Here is a 21,728-nt window from a genome sequence, read left to right as displayed (position 1 = left end):
GATGAGAAATGCTTTCCTCTCCCATCTCCAGGCGGAACTGTCCGGCCTCAAAACCGCCGGGCTCTACAAGTCCGAGCGCGTCATCACCTCGACGCAGGGTGCCGAGATCGAGGTCGGCGGCGAAAAGGTGCTGAACTTCTGCGCCAACAACTATCTCGGCCTCGCCGACAGCCATGAACTGCGTGACGCCGCCAAGTCAGCCCTCGACCGTTATGGCTACGGCATGGCCTCGGTGCGCTTCATCTGCGGCACCCAGGAAGAGCACAAGCAACTGGAGGCAAAACTCTCCGGCTTCCTCGGCATGGAGGACACCATCCTCTATTCCTCCTGCTTCGACGCCAATGCCGGCCTGTTCGAGACGTTGCTCGGCGAAGAGGACGCGATCATCTCGGATGCCCTCAACCACGCCTCGATCATCGACGGCGTCAGGTTGTCCAAGGCCAGGCGCTTTCGCTACGCCAACAACGACATGGCAGCACTTGAGGAGGAGCTGAAGAAGGCCGAAGGCAGCCGCTTCAAGCTGATCGCCACCGACGGTGTGTTCTCGATGGACGGCATCATCGCCAATCTCAAGGGCGTCTGCGATCTCGCCGACAGATACGGCGCGATGGTGATGGTCGACGACAGTCATGCCGTCGGCTTCGTCGGCAGGAACGGGCGCGGCACCCCGGAGCATTGCGGCGTCGAGGGCAGGGTCGACATCATCACCGGCACGCTCGGCAAGGCGCTGGGCGGCGCCTCCGGCGGCTACACCTCGGGCAGACGCGAGGTCGTCGACTGGCTGCGCCAGCGCTCGCGGCCCTATCTGTTCTCCAACACGCTTGCCCCTTCCATAGCCGGCGCCTCGATCAGGGTGCTCGAGCTGATCGCCGAAGGCGCGGACCTGCGCCAAAAACTCTATGCCAATGCTGAGCGTTTCCGCGCCGGCATGGGCAAGCTCGGCTTCAAGCTTGCCGGCGCCGACCACCCGATCATCCCGGTCATGCTCGGAGATGCCACGGTGGCCCAGGAGATGGCGGCGCGCATGCTGAAGCGCGGCATCTATGTCATCGGCTTTTCGTTCCCGGTGGTGCCCAAGGGGCAGGCGCGCATTCGCACGCAGATGTCGGCGGCGCATTCTTCAGCCGATATCGATCGCGCGATCGCGGCCTTCGCCGAGGTCGGGCGCGAACTCGAGGTGATCTGGTAGCACTGCCGGGATTGCGAAAAGCGATTCCGGATCAAGCGATTCCGAGGACAAGACAATGTCGAACATGATGCGCGCACTGGTAAAGGCGAAGGCTGAACCGGGGATCTGGATGGCAGAGGTGCCGGTGCCGGAGATCGGCCCCAATGACGTTCTGATCAAGGTCAGGAAGTCGGCGATCTGCGGCACCGACGTCCATATCTACAATTGGGACCAGTGGGCGCAGAAGACCGTGCCGGTGCCGATGGTGACGGGACACGAATTCGTCGGCACCGTCGCCGATTTCGGCGCCGGGGTGAAGGACTACAAGGTCGGCCAGCGTGTTTCCGGCGAAGGCCACATCGTCTGCGGCCATTGCCGCAACTGCCGGGCCGGGCGGGGACATCTCTGCCGCAACACGCTCGGCGTCGGCGTCAACCGGCCGGGTTCCTTCGCCGAATATGTCGCCATTCCCCAGCACAATGTCGTGCCGATCCCCGACGACGTCTCCGACGAAATCGCCGCGATCTTCGACCCGCTCGGCAATGCGGTGCACACCGCGCTGTCCTTCGACCTCGTCGGCGAGGACGTGCTGGTGACAGGCGCCGGGCCGATCGGCATCATGGGCGCGCTGGTCGCCCAATGTGTCGGCGCCCGGAAGGTCGTCATCACCGACATCAACCCGACCCGGCTGGCGCTGGCGCGCAAGATGGGCATCCACCACGTCGTCGACGCCTCGAAAGAGAAGCTGCGCGACGTGATGCTCGAGGAGGGCATGACCGAGGGCTTTGACGTCGGCCTGGAAATGTCGGGCTCGGCGGTTGCCTTCCGCGACATGATCGACACCATGAACAATGGCGGCAAGATCGCCATTCTCGGCATTGCGCCCACCGGTTTCGAGATCGACTGGAACAAGGTGATCTTCAAGATGCTGCATCTCAAGGGCATCTATGGCCGCGAAATGTTCGAGACCTGGTATAAGATGATCGCGCTGGTGCAGGGGCCGCTCGACGTCAGCGGCCTGATCACCCACCGCATCGGCATCGACGACTATCAGGCCGGGTTCGACGCCATGCGGAGCGGCAATTCCGGCAAGGTCGTCATGGACTGGTAGGGGGATTGGTAGAGGTTCCAGGGAAAGTTTTTTCACTGTAGGGCGAAAAATTCGAACAAAGCCACGTTGCCAGCCGAAGCTCTGATTTGCTATTGAAGCGGGCCCTTCGGCCTGGAACCAACGATGCGCCGTCACATTCGCACCCTTACTGCCCGGCATGAGCCGAAAGGACAGATGCTTTCGCACGTCAAGTCGGGATCGGGTGCGATCGTCGGCCTGGCCGCCGTCGGCGGACTTGCCTCGGTCACCGGCCTGCCGATGCTGATCGCGCCGCTGGGCGCGACCGCGGTTCTGCTGTTCGGCCAGCCGGCCAGCCCACTGGCCCAGCCGATCAATATTTTCGCCGGTTATTTCATCGCCACGCTGATCGGCGTCGCCGCTGCGATGGCTTTTCCCGGCCTGTGGGAAGTGTCGGCGGTGGCCGTCGGCGTTTCGATCGCGCTGATGCTGATGTTCCGCGTCACCCACCCGCCGGCGGGTGCCATCCCACTGGTGGCGACGGCGACGCCCTATCAGGGCAGCACCTTGTTCATCGTCGTGTTGTTGAGCTGCATCAGCCTGCTGCTTCTGGCGCTGGTCCATCACTGGATCCCGCCGCGCGCCCAATATCCGCGCCGCGTCGACTGACGCTTTGACCTTGCCTCGGTGCTTGCTGCCGCTCTAGCTTGGGCGCAGGCAAAAAGAGGTATCAGATGAAATCCGAGTCGCAGATCGCAACTGTTCGCGCGGGCAGGGGCGCATGAGCGACCGTCTCGTCCTGCTCGGCACCAAGGGCGGGCCGGCGATCAGGCCGGGCGGGCCATGGCCGACATCGACGCTGCTCGAACTCGGCGGCCGCACCGTCATCGTCGATTGCGGGCTCGGCGTGACGCGCGGCGTGACCGATGCCGGTCTCAGCCTCAAGGCGCTCGACCTGGTTTTCATCACCCATCTCCATTCCGACCATGTGCTCGAGCTCGGGCCGTTGCTGCACACCGCCTGGACCGCGGGGCTGGCCACGCCGGTCAGGCTTTTCGGGCCGGTTGGATTGAATCGATACTGGCAGAGTTTCGTGCAAGCGCTTGAATTCGACATCGAAATCCGCATCGTCGACGAAGGCCGCCCCGATCTGCGCGAGATGGTCGAGGTCGTCGAGTTTGGCGAAGGCGAGGTGCTGAGCGACGGCACCCTGTCGGTCACCGCGCTGCGTGTCGACCATCCGCCCGTCACCGAGTGTTTTGCCCTGCGCTTCGAGCACCAGGGCACGTCGATCGTCTTTTCCGCCGACACTGCTTTTTTCCCGCCTTTGGCGGACTTTGCCCGCGGCGCCGACATCCTGCTGCATGAGGCGATGCTGGAGGAAGGTGTCGAGCGGCTGGTGGCGCGCACCGGCAATGGCGCGCGGCTGCGCGAACATCTGATGGCAAGCCACAGCCTGGCCGGCGAGGCGGGCATCATTGCGGCGCGTGCCGGCGTCGGCCGCCTTGTGCTCAACCACCTCATTCCGGCTGACGATCCCGACATCGGCGAGGCCGATTGGGTCGAAGCGGTCAGGAAAACATGGAATGGTCCCTTGACGATTGGTCGCGACGGGCTTGTTGTGACTGACAAGGGCGAAGACGCCCCCTAACCGGGAGGACGTGCATGAAACTGGCGACGCTGAAGAACGGTTCGCGTGACGGGAAACTGGTCATCGTCTCGCGCGACCTGACGCGATACACCGATGCCTCGTTCCTGGCACCCAACCTGCAGGCGGCGCTCGACGACTGGCGCCGCATCTCCCCGCATCTCGCGGCTTTGGCCGGCTCGCTCGAAATCGGCGCGGTGCCGTCGTCGCGCTTCCACGAGCATGACGCCCATTCGCCCCTGCCGCGCGCCTACCAGCGTCTCGGCGGCGGCGATGCCTTTGCCGGTCCGCGCGATCCGATCGAACTGCCCGGCAAGATCCGCGACGCCAGGATCGAAGCCGCGGTCGCCGTCATCGTCGGCGACGTTGCCATGGCGGCGACCGAAGAGGCGGCGAAGGAGGCGGTGGCGCTGATCGTGCTCTCCACCGATACCATCCTCGATGGCGGCCAGGCCGGCACTTCGGCGCTGTCGCCTGTCGCGGTCACCCCTGATGAGCTGGGCGGCGGCTGGGACGGGGCCGTGCATCTGCCGCTGATTGCCGGGGCGCGCAACGTCACCTCCGTCTGGACCAGCTTTCCCAAGCTGATTGCGGACGCCGCCGCAACCCGCGCGCTCGGCACCGGGGCCATCGTCAGGGGCGCTGTCGAAACGCTGTCGGTGTCGCTCGGCGACACGCTGCGCGTCGAGATGAAAGACAAGGCCGGCCACTCGATCTTCGGTGCCATCGAACGCCAGGTCGGCAGGTTCGAGCCGGCCTGAGCCGCCTGGTGGAAATGACAGGCCATTTCAGCCGCATGGCGCGGAACAATCTGTGGTCCAACGACCGCATCTACCGCGCCGTGCTGGCCCTGCAGCCGGGTGAGCTCGAGGCCGAACGGACGAGCTTTTTCCCCTCGCTTAAGGACACGCTGAACCACATATTGGAAGTCGACCTGTTCTATCTCGACATGGTCGAGGAAGGCGGCGAGGGGCAGAAGCTGTTCGATCGCTACGTTGCCTTCGACACGGCGCAAAGCCTTGCCGCGGCGCAGGCCAGTTTCGACCGGCGGCTGGTCGCCTGCTGCGACGGTCTGGGTGCTTCCGATCTCGACAGGCGGGTGCTGTCGGATCGCGGCGAGGCCGGCCAGATCCCCGAACGCATCGGCGACCTCCTGGCCCATCTGTTCATTCACCAGATCCATCACCGCGGCCAGGTTCATGCGATGCTGTCGGGCACATCGGTCGCGCCGCCGCAGCTCGACGAGTTCTTCCTCGACTATGATCTGCGCTTCAGGGGAGAAGAGGTCGAGCGGCTGGGGATCTAGAGCGGGCAAGACGCGTGTCGGTGACCGCGTCTTGCCGGTTGGCCGGTCAGCCCTTGCTCTGCTGGATTGCCATATAGAGATTGGTGCAGCGTGTACCCGAACGGCAATAGGCGAAAACAGGACCGTCCATCTCGTCGAGCGCTTCGGCCATGTCGGCAACATTGTCGCCGGTCATGGCGCCGCTGATGACCGGGATGTAGCGGAAGGCAAGGCCGGCGGCTTCGACGGCGGACTTGACGCTGTCCGCGGAGGGCTGGCCGGGCTGTTCGTCGTCGGGCCGGTTGCAGATGACACTCTTGAAGCCGGCGGCCTTGATGGCGGCAACTTCATCAGGGGTGATCTGGCCTGAAACCGAGTAGTCGTCGGTGATCTGACGGTATTCCATCTTGGTCCTCACAGTTTGTTGGCCGCTTTGGCGGCGCGTCGGCGCCAGTCTTGCCACTGCTGGCGCCGCGGGGCAACTGCTGTTGGACCTCGTTCAGGCAGCCGGGCGCTGCCAGGACGGGAACGGATCGACGAGATCGCGCCATTTGCCCGGCGTGAAGGACGAGGCGTCGACAAGACAGTGGTCGAGCTCGGCGCGGATTTGCTGCTCGTTCATCGGATCGCAGCCGATGAAGACGATCTCCTGGCGGCGGTCGCCCCAGACCGGGTCGAGATAGGGCTTCATCGCTTCATGCCATTCGGCATGGTCGGGCCATTGCCCGCGCGGCACTGCCGACCACCACAGGCCGCGCTTGCCGGTGCGCACCAGGGCGCCGGCCTGGCTGATCTCGCCGACGAATTCGGACCTTGTGGCGAGCCAGAAGAAGCCCTTGGCGCGGACGACGCCGGGCCATTGGCGGTTGATGAAGGCGTGCAGCTTCTCGGGGTCGAACGGCCGCCGCGCGCGATAGACGAAGGAGCGGATGCCATATTCCTCGGTTTCGGGCACGTGATCGCCAAAGCCGTTCAACTCCTTGAACCACAAGGGATGCTGTTCGGCCTTGTCGAAATCGAACAGGCCGGTGCCGAGGACGGTGTCTGTCGGCACCCGGCCGAAATCGGTCTCGACCAGCCGGGCATCGGGGTTGAGCGCGACGACGATCTTGCGCGCCGCGTCGCGGTCGGCGGCACTGGCAGTCGAGGCCTTGTTGAGCACGACGACATCGGCAAATTCGATCTGCTCGACAAGCAGGTCGACCAAGGCACGATCGTCGCCTGTGCCGGCCTGTTCGCCACGGTCGCTTAGGAAGTCGGACGACGCATAGTCCTTGAGCAGGTTGGCGGCGTCGACGACAGTCACCATGGTGTCGAGGCGGGCGACGTCGGACAGGCTTTGGCCGTTCTCGTCGCGGAACTGGAAGGTCGAGGCGACGGGCAGGGGCTCGGAAATGCCTGTCGATTCGATCAGCAGGTAGTCGAAGCGGTTCTGCCCGGCGAGCGCGCGCACCTCCTTGAGCAAATCGTCGCGCAAGGTGCAGCAGATGCAGCCATTGGTCATTTCGACCAGCTGCTCGTCGGTGCGCGACAGGTCGGCGCCGCCGTCGCGGACAAGCGCTGCGTCGATGTTGACCTCGCTCATGTCGTTGACGATGACGGCGACGCGAAGGCCGTCGCGGTTGTTGAGGATGTGGTTGAGAAGCGTGGTCTTTCCTGCACCGAGGAAACCGGACAGCACTGTGACGGGCAGTCGTGTCGGCTTGTTTGGGACGGGCATTGGTCATTCCCTTCGATGTGGGTAGCCGGCGACGGATGCCGCCGGCCAGGACGTTGGGGAAGAGTCCGGCGGCGAACGCCGCCGGCCGGGACGTGGGCGAAACATCCGGCGGCGAATGCCGCCGGATGTGCGAGTCGCTGATCAGTGCGTTTCGCCGGAGCCGCCGACGGCAACGAGGTTGAAGGGCTTGCCTTCGAGCGCGATGTCGTCGCCTTGCTTGAAGCTCTCAGCATCGACGATATGCAGCACGCTCTTGAGGGGATCGGAGACGACGATGCGGCTGCCGGCAACCGCGATGCGCGGGCGCGGGTCGCTCCAGTGGCCGTCCATGGAGTAGGGTTCGGTCAGCTTCAGCGAGGCGTCGATCTTGCCCGCGACCACGTCGATGCGGTGCAACTGGCCGTCCTCGGTGAAGACATAGGCAAATTTCGCCCGCACCGGATCGACGGTGAAATGCACCCGGCGCGTCGGCAGCTCGATCAGCCGGAAGGCGTCTTCCGACTTCGGGTCGATCAGCACGACAGCGCTTGGGCCATAATTGCCGAGGAAATATTGCAGGCCGCGGCCGCCGACCAAAGTCGTCGATTTGCCCGCGGGCAAGGCCTTGTCATAAGGCAAAAGCTCGATCTTGCCGTCGCCTGAGGTGATAAGAAGCCCTTCGGCGCAGGCAATGGCCACGAGGTTGCCCGAGGATGCTTCGCCATGCAGGTCGGGGCAGGCATGGATATCGCCGACGGTCGCACCGGCGCGATCGACGACACGAATGCCTGTCGGCAGCTCGTCGGGTTTGTCCGTGTTGGGCTCCGATATCAGCACGTCGTCGCCAAGGGCGATCGCGACGCCATGGTGGGGAGCGTCGGTCACCACCTCGCGGATGGCCGGCTTGCCGTCCAGAATGTCAGCCTCGCGGGTGACGCGCGCCTTGCCTTCGCCGTCGAAGAACAGGGCGATGTCGCCGTCATGATCGACGAAATGCGACGGCTTCTTGCCCTCGAAGGCGACGTCGAGCAGCTTGGGTGCCTCGACCTTGATGTCGCCGTGGTCGCCATGGTCGCCGAAGGCGATGCCGCTCGACAGCACCGAGATCACGTCGCCCTTGCCTTGCACGGCAAAGATGCTGCGGCCGCTGTCTGAGCGGTAGAGGCTGGTTGGCGCCTTGACGTCGAAGGTTTCGATCGTCTTGCCGGTTTCCATGTCGAGGGCATGGACGACTGAGGCTGCATGGTCGGAGACGAACAGCCGCCATGCCGTCTTTTCCTCTGAAGAGGCGGGGGTGGTGGCGAGGCCGATCAGCATGGCGAGCGCGGATGCCGTGGCGAGCAGGTGTTTCATGATGTCCTCATAAATGTTATTACATAACAGATTGTGCGAGAAGAAAAGGCGAGGTTTTGCGCCCCGCCTTCACCAGGCTGGTCGGGTCGTGCGGCAGCCCGATCGCGCGGGCCGCCGGTGCTTCGGACGGGCAGTCCTAGCTGCCGAGGATCGCGCCCTTGATGGTGGCGATGTTGGACTTCATCATCTCGATATAGGTTGCGGCAGGGCCGTCGGCCTTGGACAGGGCATCGGAGTAGAGCGTGCCGCCGACCTTGACCCCGGTTTCGGCCGAAATCTGCTCGACAAGGCGCGGATTGGTGATGTTTTCGACGAAGATCGCCGACGCCTTGTCGCCGCGAACCTGCGAGATCAGGGCCGCCACGTCGGCAGCGGAGGCCTCGGCTTCGGTCGAAATGCCTTCGGGGGCCAGGAAGGTCAGGCCATAGGCGTTTTCGAAATAGCCGAAGGCGTCATGCGAGGTGATGACGGTGCGCTTCGCCTCGGGGATCGATGCCACCGCTTCCTTGACCTCGGTCTCGGCCGCGGTGAGTTTGGCCGTATAGGCGTCGGCGTTGCTCTTGTAGGCATCGCAACCGGCGGCATCCGCCGCGCAGAAGGCGTCGGCGATGTTCTTCACATAGATCTTGGCATTGGCGATCGACTGGAAGGCATGCGGGTCGAGGTCGCCGTGATGGTGGTCATCACCGCCTGCCTCAGTGGCGTGCTCATGTTCTTCCTTCATCTTGATCGGCTCGACGCCCTTGGTCAGCTCGACGACCGACGCCTTGGTGGCGCTGGCCTCGACAAGCCGCTGCAAGAAACCCTCGAACTGCAGGCCGTTGACCAGCACGACATCGGCCTTGGACATCTTCACCGCATCGGCGGGCGAAGGTTCATAGACATGGGCGTCGCCGTCGGGGCCGACGAGTGTGGTCAGCTCGATGCGGTCGCCGCCGACATTTCTGGCGAAATCGCCGATGATCGAGAAGCTCGCCACCACTTTCAGCGGTTCGGCTGCGGCCGAAATCGTGGTCAGCGACGTTAATGTTATAACGCTCATAAGCGAGGCGAAGCCAATTGTTCTGAGCATGTGTCTCTCCATGTTGAAGCGGATCAGGCGGTGCGGTGGCGGTGGCGGCGCAGCTTGGTGTTGAAGACGCCGCGTGTGCCGAAAAGGATGGAGGCGAGATAGATCGCGCCTGAAGACAGGATGATGGCCGGGCCCGAGGGCAGGGAGGCGTGGTAGGACACCAGCAGGCCGGCGATGCAGGAGATGGCGCCGAAGCCGAAGGCGAGCGCGCACATCGGCTCGACGCGCGCCGTCCAGAAGCGTGCCGCAGCTGCCGGCAACATCATCAGGCCGACCGAAAGCAGCGTACCGAGCGCCTGGAAGCCGCCGACGAGATTGAGCACGACGAGGCCGAGGAAGATGAAATGGACAGGCGTGCCGAGCCGGCTGACCGAGCGCAGAAACAGCGGATCGAGGCATTCGGCGACGAGTGCGCGCCAGAAGATGGCGAGCGTCAGCAGCGTCAGGCCCGATATCAGCGCGATCAGCGTCAGCGCGTCGTCATTGAGCGCCAGCACGGTGCCGAACAGCACATGCATCAGGTCGACGCTCGAGCCGCGCAGCGACACGATCAGCACGCCGAGCGCCAGCGAAATCAGGTAGAACGCCGCCATCGAGGCGTCTTCGCGCTGCACGGTGAAGCGTGACACAGCACCTGCGCCGAGCGCCACGATGACGCCGGCGATCAGCCCGCCAATGGTCATCGGCACGATCTGCAGGCCATAAAGCAGGAAGCCGGCGGCAGCACCGGGCAGGATGGCGTGCGCCATGGCATCGCCGGTCAGGCTCATGCGCCGCAGCATCAGGAAGACGCCGACCGGGCAGGCGCCCAGCGCCAGCATCAGCGAGCCGGCCAGCGCGCGCTGCATGAAGCCGAATTCGACGAAGGGAGCGATCAGGAACTCATACATGGCGAAGGTCACGCTGCCCGGGGGCCGGATTCATGGTCGGGACGATCATGGACCTCGCCGTGATCGTGATGGTGATGCCCGTCATGTCCCTCTGTGTGGGAATGCGCGTGTTCATGTCCATGAGCGTGGGAATGCGCATGGCCGTGCCCGTCGTCCGGCTCGCACCAGGGCGCATCGTCATGCCAGGCCTCGTCGAAACGGCGCGCCTTGAGCAGGTTTTCCGGGCGCAGCACCTCGCGCGTTTCGCCCCAGGCGACCGGCCGCCGGGCCAGAAGCAGCGTGTGCGGGAAATGTGCGCGCACCAGTTCGAGGTCGTGGGCGACGACCAGCACCGTGCGGCTTTCGCCATGCCAGCGCTGGATCAGCTGGATCAGGTCGCCGACAGTCTTGGCGTCGACCGCGTTGAACGGTTCGTCGAGCAGGATCAGATCGGCATCCTGCACCAGCACACGGGCAAACAGGGCGCGCTGCAGCTGGCCGCCCGACAGCGTGTCGATGGCGCGCTTTTCGAAACCTTCGAGGCCAACCGCCATCAGCGCCCTGGAGACGGCATCGCGGTCTTCCGTGGAATAGCGGCCAAGCAGGCCGCGCCTCGGCCAGAGACCGAGCGAGACGAGATCGACGACGCGGGCCGGGAAGCTGCGGTCGAGTTCGGACTGCTGCGGCAGATAGGCGACGCGTTTGCCCGGTGTGACGGTGCAGATGCCGGCCATCGGCTTCAGCACGCCAACGATGCCCTTCATCAAAGTGGATTTGCCCGAGCCATTGGCGCCGATCACGGCGGTCAGCGATCCCGAGCTGATCGAGCCGCTGAGATGGTGCACTGCCGGATGGCTGTTGTAGCCAAGCGTCAGGTCCTTGAATGTCAGGCAGGCGTCGGTCATCGGCTTCATGCTTTGTCGCAGCGAACTGGTCCTTGGATATGTGATGTTATTACATTAGTCAACGAGGTCGGGCGACAAAGCGGTGGATCGGTGCGGCAAAGCCGCTGGCCCACGCAATTCGACCACTGCGGCCTTGCCCGGGGAGGTGGCAAAATCTAAGAAGGGCCACCCCTAACGGAAGGAGACCCACCCATGAGCGTTCGTCGTATCGATGTCGGCCCCCGCATGAGCCAGATCGTCATCCACAACAACACCGTTTACCTGGCTGGCCAGGTCGGCGCCCCGGGCGAAAGCGTTGCCGCGCAGACCAAGGCCATCCTGGCCGAGATCGACGCGCTGCTCGCCAAGGCCGGCACCGACAAGACCAAGATCCTGCAGGCGATCATCTGGCTCGACGACATGTCGACCTTCGCCGAGATGAACTCGGTCTGGGATGGCTGGGTGCCGCAGGGCAACACGCCGGCGCGCGCCACTGGCGAAGCCAAGCTGGCCGGCCCGGAATACAAGGTCGAGATCATCGTCACCGCCGCTGCATAAGCGACGCGTTTCGGCTCGAAGCCCAAAGAACGCCGCGTATCCAAGGGGATGCGCGGCGTTTCTGATTCTGCATCGAGGCGACTTGGAAAAACTAACGGTGTCTGGCGAACAGGTCCCGCTGAGCCTGGTTGACGGAGCCATCGTCCCAATCGACTTCACGCTTCGACAACGGCATATGGGGTCGTCGATGCTGATTGTCGTAGAACAGGGTGCCATGAATTCCCAAGGCATCGCGCTTCAGCACGGGACGGCTCCACAACTGCGCCAGGACCGAGCCTGCGGCCTTCTTGCCGAGCCGCTCGATCAGGTCTTCGATCAATTCCATGTCGCGTTCGGCCGGGAAGATGGCGGCAAACTCCTCCTCCGCTGCCTGGAACACGCTGAAGGTGGCGTTCTCAGCGCCGTCGATGATCTGGACGTTTTTCATGGGGCGCGACATGCACGGCGACAATCGAAGCTGATTGGCGTGAGATGAAAGCCTTTGTTCAAGACCGCCTGGGCGGGCAGGACTGAGCTGCATGCCGCCGCCGCCGGATGCTCGCTCAAAATCGCCTAGCCGTCGGACGGCGTGAAGCGCGCTACCACGGCATGCGCATTGGCCGGATAGGTGAAGCGCACATGGGTGACCGGGCGCTCCGCGCTCCAGGTCCGCCTTTCGATGATCAGGCAGGGCGCGCCATTGGCGAGGCCAAGGTCGGCGGCCGTCTCGCCATCGGCGGAGGCGGCGCGAATGACATGTTCGGCAGCACTCCATGGCACCTGTCCGATCAGCCACGGCCCGGGCGCCGATTTGCGAAACTCCTGATCGGCGGCTTCGGGCACGGCGGCGAGGCTGATCAGCCGGTCCTCGACGCAGAATGGACGCACCCCGGCATAATGCAGGCACTGCAAGGCCAGGACCTGGCCTGCGGTCGACGGGCCGGGGCCGAGCCTGTCGCGGTCGACCGTCGTGGCGCGCCGTCTGGTCTGGGCCATCAGCTCGTAGCGATAGGGCAGGCCGAGCGCTTCGACCTCGACGCGGATGTCGTGGATTTCGAGCACCGCCGCCTGCGATTGCGGCCGGCGCACGAAGCTGCCGGAGCGGCGCCGCCTTTCGATCAGCCCGGCCTTGGCGAGCTGCGACAGCGCCTTGTTCACGGTCATGCGCGAGCAGCCATATTGCTCGGTCAGCTCGTGTTCGAACGGAATGCGGTAGCCGGGCTCCCATTCGCCCGAGACGATGCGGTCCCTGATGTCGTTGAGGATGCGCTGGTAGAGCGATGTCGATGCATCGCCGCCAACCGTCTCTTCAACCATCTCCGCTATCGAATCGGACACCCCAGTCTCCCTTTCTCACGCCGCCGTCAGTTCCATCATCACGTTACGAAACCGGGCCGCAATAGCATCCCTGCGGAAATGTGCGCCATCAGTCACGACTTTGCGGCCATTTGCCCAGACACAGTCGACTTTTCCGCCCGAGGCGAAGATCCAGGCATCGAGAATGGCGTCGTCCGACTTGCCGGCAAGCGTCGGGTGGGTGGGCGCGAGCGAGACGAAATCGGCGGCAGCGCCGGCGCCAAGTCCCGCCGTGCCCACGCCGAGCGCCTGCGCGCCGCCGCCAAGTGCCGCATCGAACAAGGCGCGGCCGGTCGACTGGCCTGAGGTGGCAAGCACATTGCGGGCGCGATGGGCGAGGCGCTGCGAATATTCGAGCATCCTGAGTTCGCCACTGAGGCCGATCTCGACATTCGAATCCGAGCCGACGCCGTATTTGCCGCCATGTTCGACAAACAGCGGTGCGGCAAAGACGCCGTCGCCGAGATTGGCCTCGGTGATCGGGCACAGGCCGGCGACCGCGCCCGACCGCGCCATGGCGATCGTCTCGGCTTCGGTCATGTGGGTGGCGTGAATCAGGCACCAGCGCCTGTCGACATCGGCGTGGCTAAGCAGCCATTCCACCGGCCGGGCGCCCGACCAGGCGACGCAGTCTTCGACTTCCTTGACCTGTTCGGCGATGTGGATGTGAACAGGGCCTGACGTCAGCGCGGTGACTATGGCCAGTTCGTCAGGCGTTGCGGCGCGCAGGCTGTGCGGCGCAAGGCCGAGCACCGCACCGTTGATGCCCTTCAGCGCTTCGCCGCACCTCTCAAAAAGCCTGGCGAAGCGATTCGTATCGTTGATGAATCGGCGCTGGCCGTCATTGGCGGGCGCGCCGCCGAAACCCGAATGGGCGTAGAACACCGGCAGCAAGGTCAGCCCGATGCCGGTATCGACAGAGGCCGCCGCGATGCGTTCGGCCATCTCGGCGATGTTGGCATAGGGGCTGCCGTCGCGGTCGTGATGGAGATAGTGGAACTCGCCGACGCGAGAAAAACCGGCCTCCAGCATTTCGACATAGAGCTGGGCTGCGACCGCCTCGACCTGCTCCGGTGTCATCGACAGCGCGAAGCGGTACATCACCTCCCGCCAGGACCAGAAGCTGTCCGACGACGGCCCGCGGATTTCGGCGAGGCCGGCCATGCCGCGCTGGAAGGCATGGCTGTGCAGATTGGGCATGCCGGGCAGGACAATGGCGTGGCGCTCGTCGCCGGGCTGAGCGGCCGTGCCTGTTTCCACCGTCGCGATGCGGCCGCCGGCCAATGTCATCCGCACGTTGCGTTGCCAGCCGTCGGCCAGCAGCGCCTGTTCCGCAAAGATCGTCGCCACCAGAATCTCCTCACCTTTCATGTGCACGATAGCACTTGCATCGCCTTTCTGATATGTATATACATAATCGCAGTTGGAGGAAACGAAAAAGATGATGGCTGGCAACCAATCAGCGACATCGGCAAGAATCTGGCGCAATGCGCGGCTGGCGACGCTGGCTGAAGCTGCCACCGGCCTTGGCATTGTCGAAAACGGTGCGATTGCCGCCCGTGACGGCCGCATCGTCTTTGCTGGCCCGGAAGCCGACATGCCCCAGGCTCTGCGCGACGGTGCCGACCTCATCGACTGCGAGGGGCGCTGGATCACGCCGGGCCTGATCGACTGCCACACCCATCTCGTCCATGCCGGCAACCGCGCCAACGAGTTCGAGATGCGGCTGGCGGGTGCGACCTATGAAGAGGTGGCGCGGGCAGGGGGCGGCATCGTCTCGTCGGTCGAGGCGCTGCGCGCGGCGAGCCAGTCCGATCTGGTGGCCCAGACCTTGCCGCGCCTCGATGCGCTGGTTTCAGAAGGTGTCACCACCGTCGAAGTCAAGTCGGGCTACGGTCTCGACCTCGACAACGAAGCCAAGTCGCTGCGCGCCGCAAGGCACCTGGCCGAACTGCGGCCGGTGACCGTGCGCACCACTTTCCTCGGGGCGCACGCGCTGCCGCCGGAAGCCAACGGCGACAAGGACGCCTATATCGACCTCGTTGCCGGCCCGATGCTTGACAGGATCGCGGCCGAGGGCCTTGCCGACGCCGTCGACGGCTTCTGCGAGGGCATCGCATTCTCGACCGCGCAGATCACGCGTGTCTTCGACGCCGCGCGCGCCAAGGGCCTGCCGGTCAAGCTCCATGCCGACCAGCTGTCCAATCTCGGCGGTGCGGCCCTTGCCGCACATTATGGTGCGCTGTCGGCCGACCATCTCGAATACACCGATGACGCCGGTGCCGCCGCAATGGCTGCGGCAGGCACGGTCGCCGTCATCCTGCCCGGCGCCTTCTATTTCATCCGCGAGACCAAAAAGCCGCCGGTCGAGCTGTTCCGCCGCCACGGCGTCAGGATGGCGGTTGCCACCGACAACAATCCCGGCACCTCGCCGCTGACCTCGCTGCTTCTGACCATGAACATGGCAGCGACCCTGTTTGCCATGACGGTCGAGGAATGCCTCGCCGGCACCACCCGCGAGGCCGCCCGCGCGCTCGGGCTGCGCACCGAGACCGGCACGCTCGAAAAAGGAAAATGGGCCGATCTCGCCATCTGGGACATCGAAAGCCCGGCCGAACTTGTCTATCGCATGGGGTTCAACCCGCTCCATGCCCGTATCTGGAGGGGAAAATGACCACGCTTATATTGAACCCCGGCAATGCCACGCTTGCCGACTGGCGCGCCATCTATCGCGGCGCCGTTCCTGAACTCGATCCGGCCTGCCGTCCCGGGATCAAGGCCAGCGCGGAGACGGTGGCGCGGATCGTTGCCAAGGGCGAGCCGGTCTATGGCATCAACACCGGCTTCGGCAAGCTCGCCAGCGTCCGCATCCCGGCCAATGACCTCGAAACGCTCCAGCGCAACATCGTGCTCAGCCATGCCGCCGGCGTCGGCGAGGCGATGCCGGTTGCCGTGACCCGCCTGATGATGGCGCTCAAGCTCGCCAGCCTGGCGCAGGGCGCCTCCGGCGTGCGCGAACAGACCATCGACCTGTTGCAGCAGATGCTCGCCAAGGGCGTCATTCCGGTCGTGCCGGCGCAAGGGTCGGTCGGCGCCTCGGGCGATCTGGCGCCGCTGTCGCACATGACCGCAACGATGATCGGCGTCGGCGACTGCCACACCCCGCATGGCATCGTGCCGGCCAAGGTCGCTTTCGTTACCCACGAACTCGAGCCGATCACCCTGGGCGCCAAGGAAGGCCTGGCGCTGCTCAACGGCACCCAGTTCTCGACCGCTTACGGGCTCGCCGCTCTGTTTGAGGCGGAAAACCTCTATCATTCGGCGCTGGTGTCAGGCGCGCTGTCGACCGATGCCGCCAAGGGCTCGGATGCGCCGTTCGACCCGCGCATCCATATCCTGCGCAAGCACCGCGGCCAGATCGAGACGGCTGAGACGCTGCGCAATCTGATGGCCGGCAGCGCTATTCGCGAAAGCCACCGCATCGGCGACGAGCGTGTCCAGGATCCGTACTGCCTGCGCTGCCAACCGCAGGTCATGGGTGCTGCCCTGACCTTGTTGCGCCAGGCCGCCGAGACGCTCGGCACCGAGGCCAACGGCGTCACCGACAATCCGCTGATCTTCACCGAGGACGACACCGCGCTGTCGGGTGGCAATTTCCACGCCGAGCCGGTGGCATTTGCCGCCGACATGATCGCCCTTGCCGTCTGCGAGATCGGCTCGCTGTCGGAACGCCGCATCGCCATGCTGGTCGATCCGGCCCTGTCGGGCATGCCGGCGTTTCTGACGCCGAAGCCCGGCCTCAACTCCGGCTTCATGATCCCGCAGGTCACGGCCGCCGCGCTGGTCTCCGAGAACAAGCAGAAGGCCTATCCGGCCAGCGTCGATTCGATCCCGACTTCGGCCAACCAGGAAGACCACGTCTCGATGGCCGCCCATGGCGCCCGCCGGCTGCTCGGCATGATCGAAAACGCCAATGGCGTGCTCGGCATCGAGCTGCTTGCCGCGGCCCAGGGCTGCGACTTCCATGCGCCGCTGGCCTCGAGTTCGGCGCTCGAAGCCGTGCGCAAGCTCGTTCGTGCCCAGATTCCGCATCTTGACGACGACCGCCATTTCCACCCCGACATGGAAAAGGCCATCGCCCTTGTCCGCAGCGGCGCCATCGTCCAGGCGATCGCCGGCGTCCGCCTGCCCGAGATCTCGGGTGGCGAAAGATGAGCGGCGCGCCCTGGTTGACGGTCCAGCGCGGCGACGCCCCGCTGCTCGTCAGCATCCCTCACACCGGCATAGACCTTGCCGGGCTCGACGATCTGTTCGTGTCGCGCTGGCTGGCGCGGCGCGACACCGACTGGTGGATCGAGCAGCTTTATGATTTTGCCGCCGGCCTCGGTGCAACGGTGGTGCGCACCACGGTGTCGCGCTCGATCATCGACGTCAATCGCGACCCCTCCGGTGCCTCGCTCTATCCCGGCCAGGCGACGACCGAACTCTGCCCGACCACGACCTTCGACGGCGAGGCCCTCTACAACGAAGGACAGGAGCCCGACGAGGCCGAAGTCGCAAGGCGTCGCCAGACCTATTACGATCCTTATCATGCAGCGCTCGAAGGCGAGATCGTCCGTCTCAGGGCACTGCATCCCGAGATCGTGCTCTATGACTGCCATTCGATCCGCTCGGTCATCCCCAGGCTGTTCGACGGCAAGCTGCCGCTGTTCAACCTCGGCACCAATTCCGGCAAGAGTGCCGATCCCGCCTTGCAGGAACAGGTCGCATCGCTGATGGCAGCCAGCGGCAGGCCCTGGGTGGTCAATGGCCGCTTCAAGGGCGGCTGGATCACCCGCCGGCACGGCCAGCCGGAGCAGGGCGTCCATGCCTTGCAGATGGAACTGTCCTGCCGCGGCTACATGCTCGAGCCGACAGGCAAGGTCGAACCGGCCAACTGGCCGAGCCGCTACGATCCCGAATTCGCCGCACCGATGCGCGCGACGCTCACCAAGATCCTTGAAACCGCGCTCGCCTGGGCGGGCAGCCGACACTCCTAGGGAGGTTTTCGTAATGACCCAACATTCCCGCATCGACAATGCCCGCGTCATCCGCGCCGCCACCGGCACCGAGCTCACCGCCAAGAGCTGGCTGACCGAAGCGCCGCTGCGCATGCTGATGAACAATCTCGACCCGATCGTCGCCGAAAAGCCGGGCGAGCTCGTCGTCTATGGCGGCATCGGCCGTGCTGCCCGCGACTGGGACAGCTACGACCGCATCGTCGCTGCCCTGCGCAAGCTCGAAGGCGACGAGACGCTGCTGATCCAGTCGGGCAAGCCGGTTGGCGTGTTCCGCACCCACAAGGATGCGCCGCGCGTGCTGCTCGCCAACTCCAACCTGGTGCCGCACTGGGCCAACTGGGACCACTTCAACGCCCTCGATAAGAAGGGCCTGATGATGTACGGCCAGATGACCGCGGGATCGTGGATCTATATCGGCAGCCAGGGCATCGTTCAGGGCACCTACGAGACCTTCGTCGAGATGGGCCGCCAACATTTCGGCGGCGACCTCGCCGGCCGCTGGATCCTGACCGCCGGCCTCGGCGGCATGGGCGGCGCCCAGCCGCTGGCCGCGACCATGGCCGGTGCCGCCTGCCTCGCCATCGAATGCCAGGCAAGCCGCATCGAGATGCGCCTCAAGACCGGTTATGTCGACGTCCAGGCCAAGGATCTCGACGATGCGCTCGCCATCATCGACAGGGCTTGCAAGGACAAGAAGGCGATTTCGGTCGCCCTTCTCGGCAATGCCGCCGAAATCCTGCCCGAACTGGTCAAGCGCGGCGTCAAGCCGGATGCGGTGACCGACCAGACCTCGGCGCATGACCCCGTCAACGGCTACCTGCCGATCGGCTGGACCGTTGCCGAATGGGAAGAAAAGCGCGAGCGCGACCCCAAGGCGGTCGAAAAGGCGGCGCGTGCCTCGATGGCAGTGCACGTCAGGGCGATGCTCGACTTCCACAAGATGGGCATCCCGACCGTCGACTACGGCAACAACATCCGCCAGGTCGCCAAGGAAGAGGGCGTCGAGAACGCCTTCGACTTCCCGGGCTTCGTGCCGGCCTACATCAGGCCGCTGTTCTGCCGCGGCATCGGACCGTTCCGCTGGGCAGCCCTTTCGGGCGATCCCGAGGACATCTACAAGACCGACGCCAAGGTGAAAGAACTGCTGCCCGACAACAAGCACCTGCACAACTGGCTCGACATGGCGGCCAAGCGCATCCATTTCCAGGGCCTGCCGGCGCGCATCTGCTGGGTCGGCCTCGGCGACCGCCACCGCCTCGGCCTCGCCTTCAACGAGATGGTCGCCAAGGGTGAGCTCAAGGCGCCTGTCGTCATCGGCCGCGATCACCTCGACTCCGGCTCGGTCGCTTCGCCGAACCGCGAGACCGAGGCGATGAAGGACGGCTCGGACGCCGTCTCTGACTGGCCGCTGCTCAACGCGCTGCTCAACACCGCCTCGGGCGCCACCTGGGTGTCGCTGCACCATGGCGGCGGCGTCGGCATGGGCTTCTCGCAGCATTCGGGCGTGGTCATCTGCGCCGACGGCACCGAGGATGCCGCCCGCCGTCTCGAGCGCGTGTTGTGGAACGACCCGGCGACCGGCGTCATGCGCCATGCGGATGCCGGCTACGACATCGCGCTCGACTGCGCCAGGGACAAGGGCCTCAACCTGCCCGGAATCCTTTGAAACTGATCGACCTTGCGAGGCGGCACCCGGTGCCGCCTCGCATCTTGTTGACTTACTGGGAGGAGGACCCTCATGACCGATATCACCAGCCATGAAGGCGGATCGCGGGCCGGCGCCGGCCTGAAACTTGTGCTTTTCAGCCTCATTGGCATAGTCTTCTTTTTCGTACCGGTCACGATCGGCACAAAATCCACCATCCTCCTTGATCATGCCGCGACCGCGCTGGCGGTCCAGTTGCGCCCCGTGGCGGTTGCCTTCGTCTGTCTGCTGATCGCCTATGGCGCCATCGGCCCGTTCGTTCGCGGTTCCTGGAACAGGAACGTCACCGAAGCAATCTTTTCGGCCCTGCGTGTCCTCGGGCTCGGGCTCTCGGTCATGTATCTCACCGGGGTCGGGCCGGAGACTTTCTTTGCCCCCGACATGTTGCCCTTCCTGTTCGACAAGCTGGTGCTCTCGGTCGGGCTGATCGTGCCGATCGGCGCTTTGGCGCTCGCTTTCCTCGTCGGCTACGGCCTGCTGGAGTTCACGGGTGTGCTTGTGCAGCCGGTCATGCGGCCGGTCTGGCGGACGCCGGGCTGGTCGGCCATCGATGCGGTTGCGTCCTTTGTCGGCAGCTATTCGCTGGCGCTGCTGATCACCGACCGGGTCTTCAAGGAAGGCAAATACACCGTCCGCGAGGCGGTGATCATCGCCACCGGCTTCTCGACCGTTTCGGCAACCTTCATGATCATCGTCGCCAAGACCCTCGGCCTGATGGGCAACTGGAACCTCTACTTCTGGACCACCTTCGTCGTGACGTTCGTCGTTTCGGCAATCACCGCCCGGATCTGGCCGATCTCCGGCAAGGATCATCCCGCCAACCGCGACCAGCCGCTTGCGGCCGGAAAGTCCCGCCTCCAGACGGCGATCGATGTCGGCCTCGACCAGGCCCAGGCGGCTCCGCAGCTGCACGCGCTGCTGCGCGACACCTTCATCGACGGCCTGCGCATGGCATCGATCATCCTTCCCAGCATCATGGCGGTCGGGCTTCTCGGCCTGTTGGCGGCCAAATACACGCCGATCTTCGACATACTGGGTCTGGCGCTGTATCCATTCACCTGGCTGGCGCAGTTTAACGATCCGATGCTTGCCGCAAAGTCGCTGGCTTCCGGTCTGGCGGAAATGTTCCTGCCGGCGATCCTGCTGAAAGAAGCCGATCTCGGGCTGAGGTTCGTTGCCGCGGTCGTGTCGGTCAGCCAGGTGCTGTTTTTGTCGGCATCGATCCCGTGCGTGCTGGCGACGTCCATCCCTCTGTCTTTCCGGGACCTGATCATCATCTGGTATATCCGCACCGCTCTCAGCATTCTGGTCACCGCTCCGATCGCCTGGCTGGCGATCAGCATGGGCTGGCTGGCGTAATGGCAGCGCGCATCATCCGTCACGCCGACTGCCGCCCCATGCCGTGGAAGAACAGCGGCGGCGTGACGACAGAAATCCTGGCCTGGCCGTCCGCGGCCGGGCTCGACGCCTTCGACTGGCGCATCTCGATGGCGCAGGTGGCCGGCGGCGGGCCGTTTTCGGTCTTTGCCGGCATCGACCGGACGCTGACCGTTCTGTCGGGCACGATGCAGCTTGCAGCGGGCGATGCCGCACCGGTGGCGTTGTCTCCGCAGTCGCAGCCTTACGCTTTCCCGGGCGATGTCGGCACCGAGGCCGTGCTCATCGACGGGCCGGTGCTCGACTTCAACGTCATGACCCGGCGCGACCGTGTCAGCCATGCTGTCGAGCGGCTGGAATTTTCGGACCCGGGCGAAATCGCCCTGGGGCAGGGCATCAGCCTGGTCTTCGTCGCATCAGGTGCGGCGCGCATCGGCAGCGAAGCGGTCGCGGCCTTCGATACGCTCTATTCAGATGACGGGCCGGCCAGCTTGACGGTCGCGCCGAACGGGCCGGTATCGCTTCTCAAGGTCTCCATTCGCCTGATATAACAGGGCAATCTCCAAAATCGTCGTGACATCGGCGCGGAACTGGCAAACACTCCCCTGGGGGACGGGTAGGTCAGGCCGGCGATCCAGATCGCGCG

Annotated in this window: 22 protein-coding genes; 13 read left to right on the top strand and 9 right to left on the bottom strand. The window is 64.9% G+C overall.

From position 1 onward, the window contains the following. Window position 1: 1 nt before the first annotated feature. The 6 genes from H5P29_RS21725 (at window position 2) to H5P29_RS21700 (ending at window position 5,191) form a co-directional block, all read left to right on the top strand. Window positions 2-1,189 (top strand): glycine C-acetyltransferase, encoded by a 1,188-nt coding sequence (locus H5P29_RS21725; RefSeq protein WP_154385438.1) that lies wholly within the window; start codon window positions 2-4, stop codon window positions 1,187-1,189. Window positions 1,190-1,244: 55 nt separating this feature from the next. Further along, complete coding sequence (tdh, locus tag H5P29_RS21720; protein WP_154385437.1) at window positions 1,245-2,279, top strand: L-threonine 3-dehydrogenase; 1,035 nt, start codon at window positions 1,245-1,247, stop codon at window positions 2,277-2,279. A gap of 123 nt (window positions 2,280-2,402) precedes the next feature. Then, a complete protein-coding gene (locus tag H5P29_RS21715) occupies window positions 2,403-2,906 on the top strand; it encodes an HPP family protein (RefSeq protein ID WP_154385436.1) in 504 nt (167 codons plus the stop codon). 112 nt (window positions 2,907-3,018) lie between these two features. Beyond that, window positions 3,019-3,888 carry an MBL fold metallo-hydrolase gene (locus H5P29_RS21710; protein WP_154385435.1) on the top strand — a complete coding sequence of 290 codons (870 nt, stop codon included), beginning with the start codon at window positions 3,019-3,021 and terminating at the stop codon, window positions 3,886-3,888. 14 nt (window positions 3,889-3,902) lie between these two features. Beyond that, a complete protein-coding gene (locus tag H5P29_RS21705; protein ID WP_067963287.1) occupies window positions 3,903-4,646 on the top strand; it encodes a fumarylacetoacetate hydrolase family protein in 744 nt (247 codons plus the stop codon). A 14-nt stretch (window positions 4,647-4,660) separates the two neighbouring features. Further along, window positions 4,661-5,191, top strand: coding sequence for a DinB family protein (locus tag H5P29_RS21700; RefSeq protein WP_154385513.1), 531 nt, complete (start codon window positions 4,661-4,663; stop codon window positions 5,189-5,191). A 46-nt stretch (window positions 5,192-5,237) separates the two neighbouring features. Here the strand turns inward: H5P29_RS21700 and H5P29_RS21695 are convergent, their stop codons facing one another. The 6 genes from H5P29_RS21695 to aztA all read right to left on the bottom strand — a co-directional run bounded on the left by H5P29_RS21695 (window position 5,238) and on the right by aztA (window position 11,068). Continuing rightward, window positions 5,238-5,576, bottom strand: coding sequence for a TIGR01244 family sulfur transferase (locus H5P29_RS21695; RefSeq protein WP_067963282.1), 339 nt, complete (start codon window positions 5,574-5,576; stop codon window positions 5,238-5,240). A gap of 93 nt (window positions 5,577-5,669) precedes the next feature. After that, a complete protein-coding gene (gene zigA, locus H5P29_RS21690; protein ID WP_154385434.1) occupies window positions 5,670-6,890 on the bottom strand; it encodes a zinc metallochaperone GTPase ZigA in 1,221 nt (406 codons plus the stop codon). 141 nt (window positions 6,891-7,031) lie between these two features. Further along, a complete protein-coding gene (gene aztD, locus H5P29_RS21685; protein ID WP_154385433.1) occupies window positions 7,032-8,222 on the bottom strand; it encodes a zinc metallochaperone AztD in 1,191 nt (396 codons plus the stop codon). A gap of 136 nt (window positions 8,223-8,358) precedes the next feature. Continuing rightward, window positions 8,359-9,294: a zinc ABC transporter substrate-binding protein AztC gene (aztC, locus tag H5P29_RS21680; protein WP_154385432.1), complete on the bottom strand. Its 936-nt coding sequence runs from the start codon at window positions 9,292-9,294 to the stop codon at window positions 8,359-8,361. A gap of 23 nt (window positions 9,295-9,317) precedes the next feature. Further along, window positions 9,318-10,184: a zinc ABC transporter permease AztB gene (gene aztB, locus H5P29_RS21675; RefSeq protein ID WP_154385512.1), complete on the bottom strand. Its 867-nt coding sequence runs from the start codon at window positions 10,182-10,184 to the stop codon at window positions 9,318-9,320. An 8-nt stretch (window positions 10,185-10,192) separates the two neighbouring features. Next, window positions 10,193-11,068: a zinc ABC transporter ATP-binding protein AztA gene (gene aztA, locus H5P29_RS21670; RefSeq protein ID WP_154385431.1), complete on the bottom strand. Its 876-nt coding sequence runs from the start codon at window positions 11,066-11,068 to the stop codon at window positions 10,193-10,195. 192 nt (window positions 11,069-11,260) lie between these two features. On the opposite strand from aztA, the gene H5P29_RS21665 reads away from it, so the two are divergent. Then, window positions 11,261-11,605, top strand: a complete 345-nt coding sequence (locus H5P29_RS21665; RefSeq protein WP_055979001.1) for a RidA family protein — start codon at window positions 11,261-11,263, stop codon at window positions 11,603-11,605. Window positions 11,606-11,696: 91 nt separating this feature from the next. Here the strand turns inward: H5P29_RS21665 and H5P29_RS21660 are convergent, their stop codons facing one another. From H5P29_RS21660 to H5P29_RS21650, 3 genes are all read right to left on the bottom strand, one after another. After that, on the bottom strand, window positions 11,697-12,032 hold the full coding sequence (locus tag H5P29_RS21660; protein ID WP_154385430.1) for a hypothetical protein: 336 nt from the start codon (window positions 12,030-12,032) through the stop codon (window positions 11,697-11,699). A gap of 125 nt (window positions 12,033-12,157) precedes the next feature. After that, window positions 12,158-12,901, bottom strand: a complete 744-nt coding sequence (gene hutC / locus H5P29_RS21655; RefSeq protein ID WP_154385511.1) for a histidine utilization repressor — start codon at window positions 12,899-12,901, stop codon at window positions 12,158-12,160. A gap of 36 nt (window positions 12,902-12,937) precedes the next feature. After that, window positions 12,938-14,290 carry a formimidoylglutamate deiminase gene (locus tag H5P29_RS21650; protein ID WP_157097103.1) on the bottom strand — a complete coding sequence of 451 codons (1,353 nt, stop codon included), beginning with the start codon at window positions 14,288-14,290 and terminating at the stop codon, window positions 12,938-12,940. A gap of 91 nt (window positions 14,291-14,381) precedes the next feature. On the opposite strand from H5P29_RS21650, the gene hutI reads away from it, so the two are divergent. From hutI to H5P29_RS21620, 6 genes are all read left to right on the top strand, one after another. Then, window positions 14,382-15,614, top strand: a complete 1,233-nt coding sequence (gene hutI, locus H5P29_RS21645) for an imidazolonepropionase (protein ID WP_154385429.1) — start codon at window positions 14,382-14,384, stop codon at window positions 15,612-15,614. Beyond that, entirely contained in the window at window positions 15,611-17,155 is a 1,545-nt protein-coding gene (gene hutH / locus H5P29_RS21640; RefSeq protein WP_154385428.1) for a histidine ammonia-lyase, read from the top strand. Before hutI ends, hutH begins: the two co-directional genes overlap by 4 nt. Then, window positions 17,152-17,979, top strand: a complete 828-nt coding sequence (hutG, locus tag H5P29_RS21635) for an N-formylglutamate deformylase (RefSeq protein ID WP_067963253.1) — start codon at window positions 17,152-17,154, stop codon at window positions 17,977-17,979. The genes hutH and hutG overlap by 4 nt, the downstream gene beginning before the upstream one ends. A 13-nt stretch (window positions 17,980-17,992) precedes the next feature. Then, on the top strand, window positions 17,993-19,666 hold the full coding sequence (gene hutU, locus H5P29_RS21630) for a urocanate hydratase (RefSeq protein WP_154385427.1): 1,674 nt from the start codon (window positions 17,993-17,995) through the stop codon (window positions 19,664-19,666). Window positions 19,667-19,738: 72 nt separating this feature from the next. Next, complete coding sequence (locus H5P29_RS21625; RefSeq protein ID WP_154385426.1) at window positions 19,739-21,064, top strand: YjiH family protein; 1,326 nt, start codon at window positions 19,739-19,741, stop codon at window positions 21,062-21,064. Next, window positions 21,064-21,633 (top strand): HutD family protein, encoded by a 570-nt coding sequence (locus tag H5P29_RS21620; RefSeq protein ID WP_154385425.1) that lies wholly within the window; start codon window positions 21,064-21,066, stop codon window positions 21,631-21,633. The genes H5P29_RS21625 and H5P29_RS21620 overlap by 1 nt, the downstream gene beginning before the upstream one ends. The last annotated feature ends 95 nt before the right edge of the window (window positions 21,634-21,728 follow it).

The sequence above is a fragment of the Aminobacter sp. MDW-2 genome (assembly GCF_014250155.1).
Classification (GTDB): Bacteria; Pseudomonadota; Alphaproteobacteria; order Rhizobiales; family Rhizobiaceae; genus Aminobacter; species Aminobacter ciceronei.
Note: the sequence above shows the minus strand (reverse complement) of the source record. Positions and strands in the feature narration are given on the sequence as shown.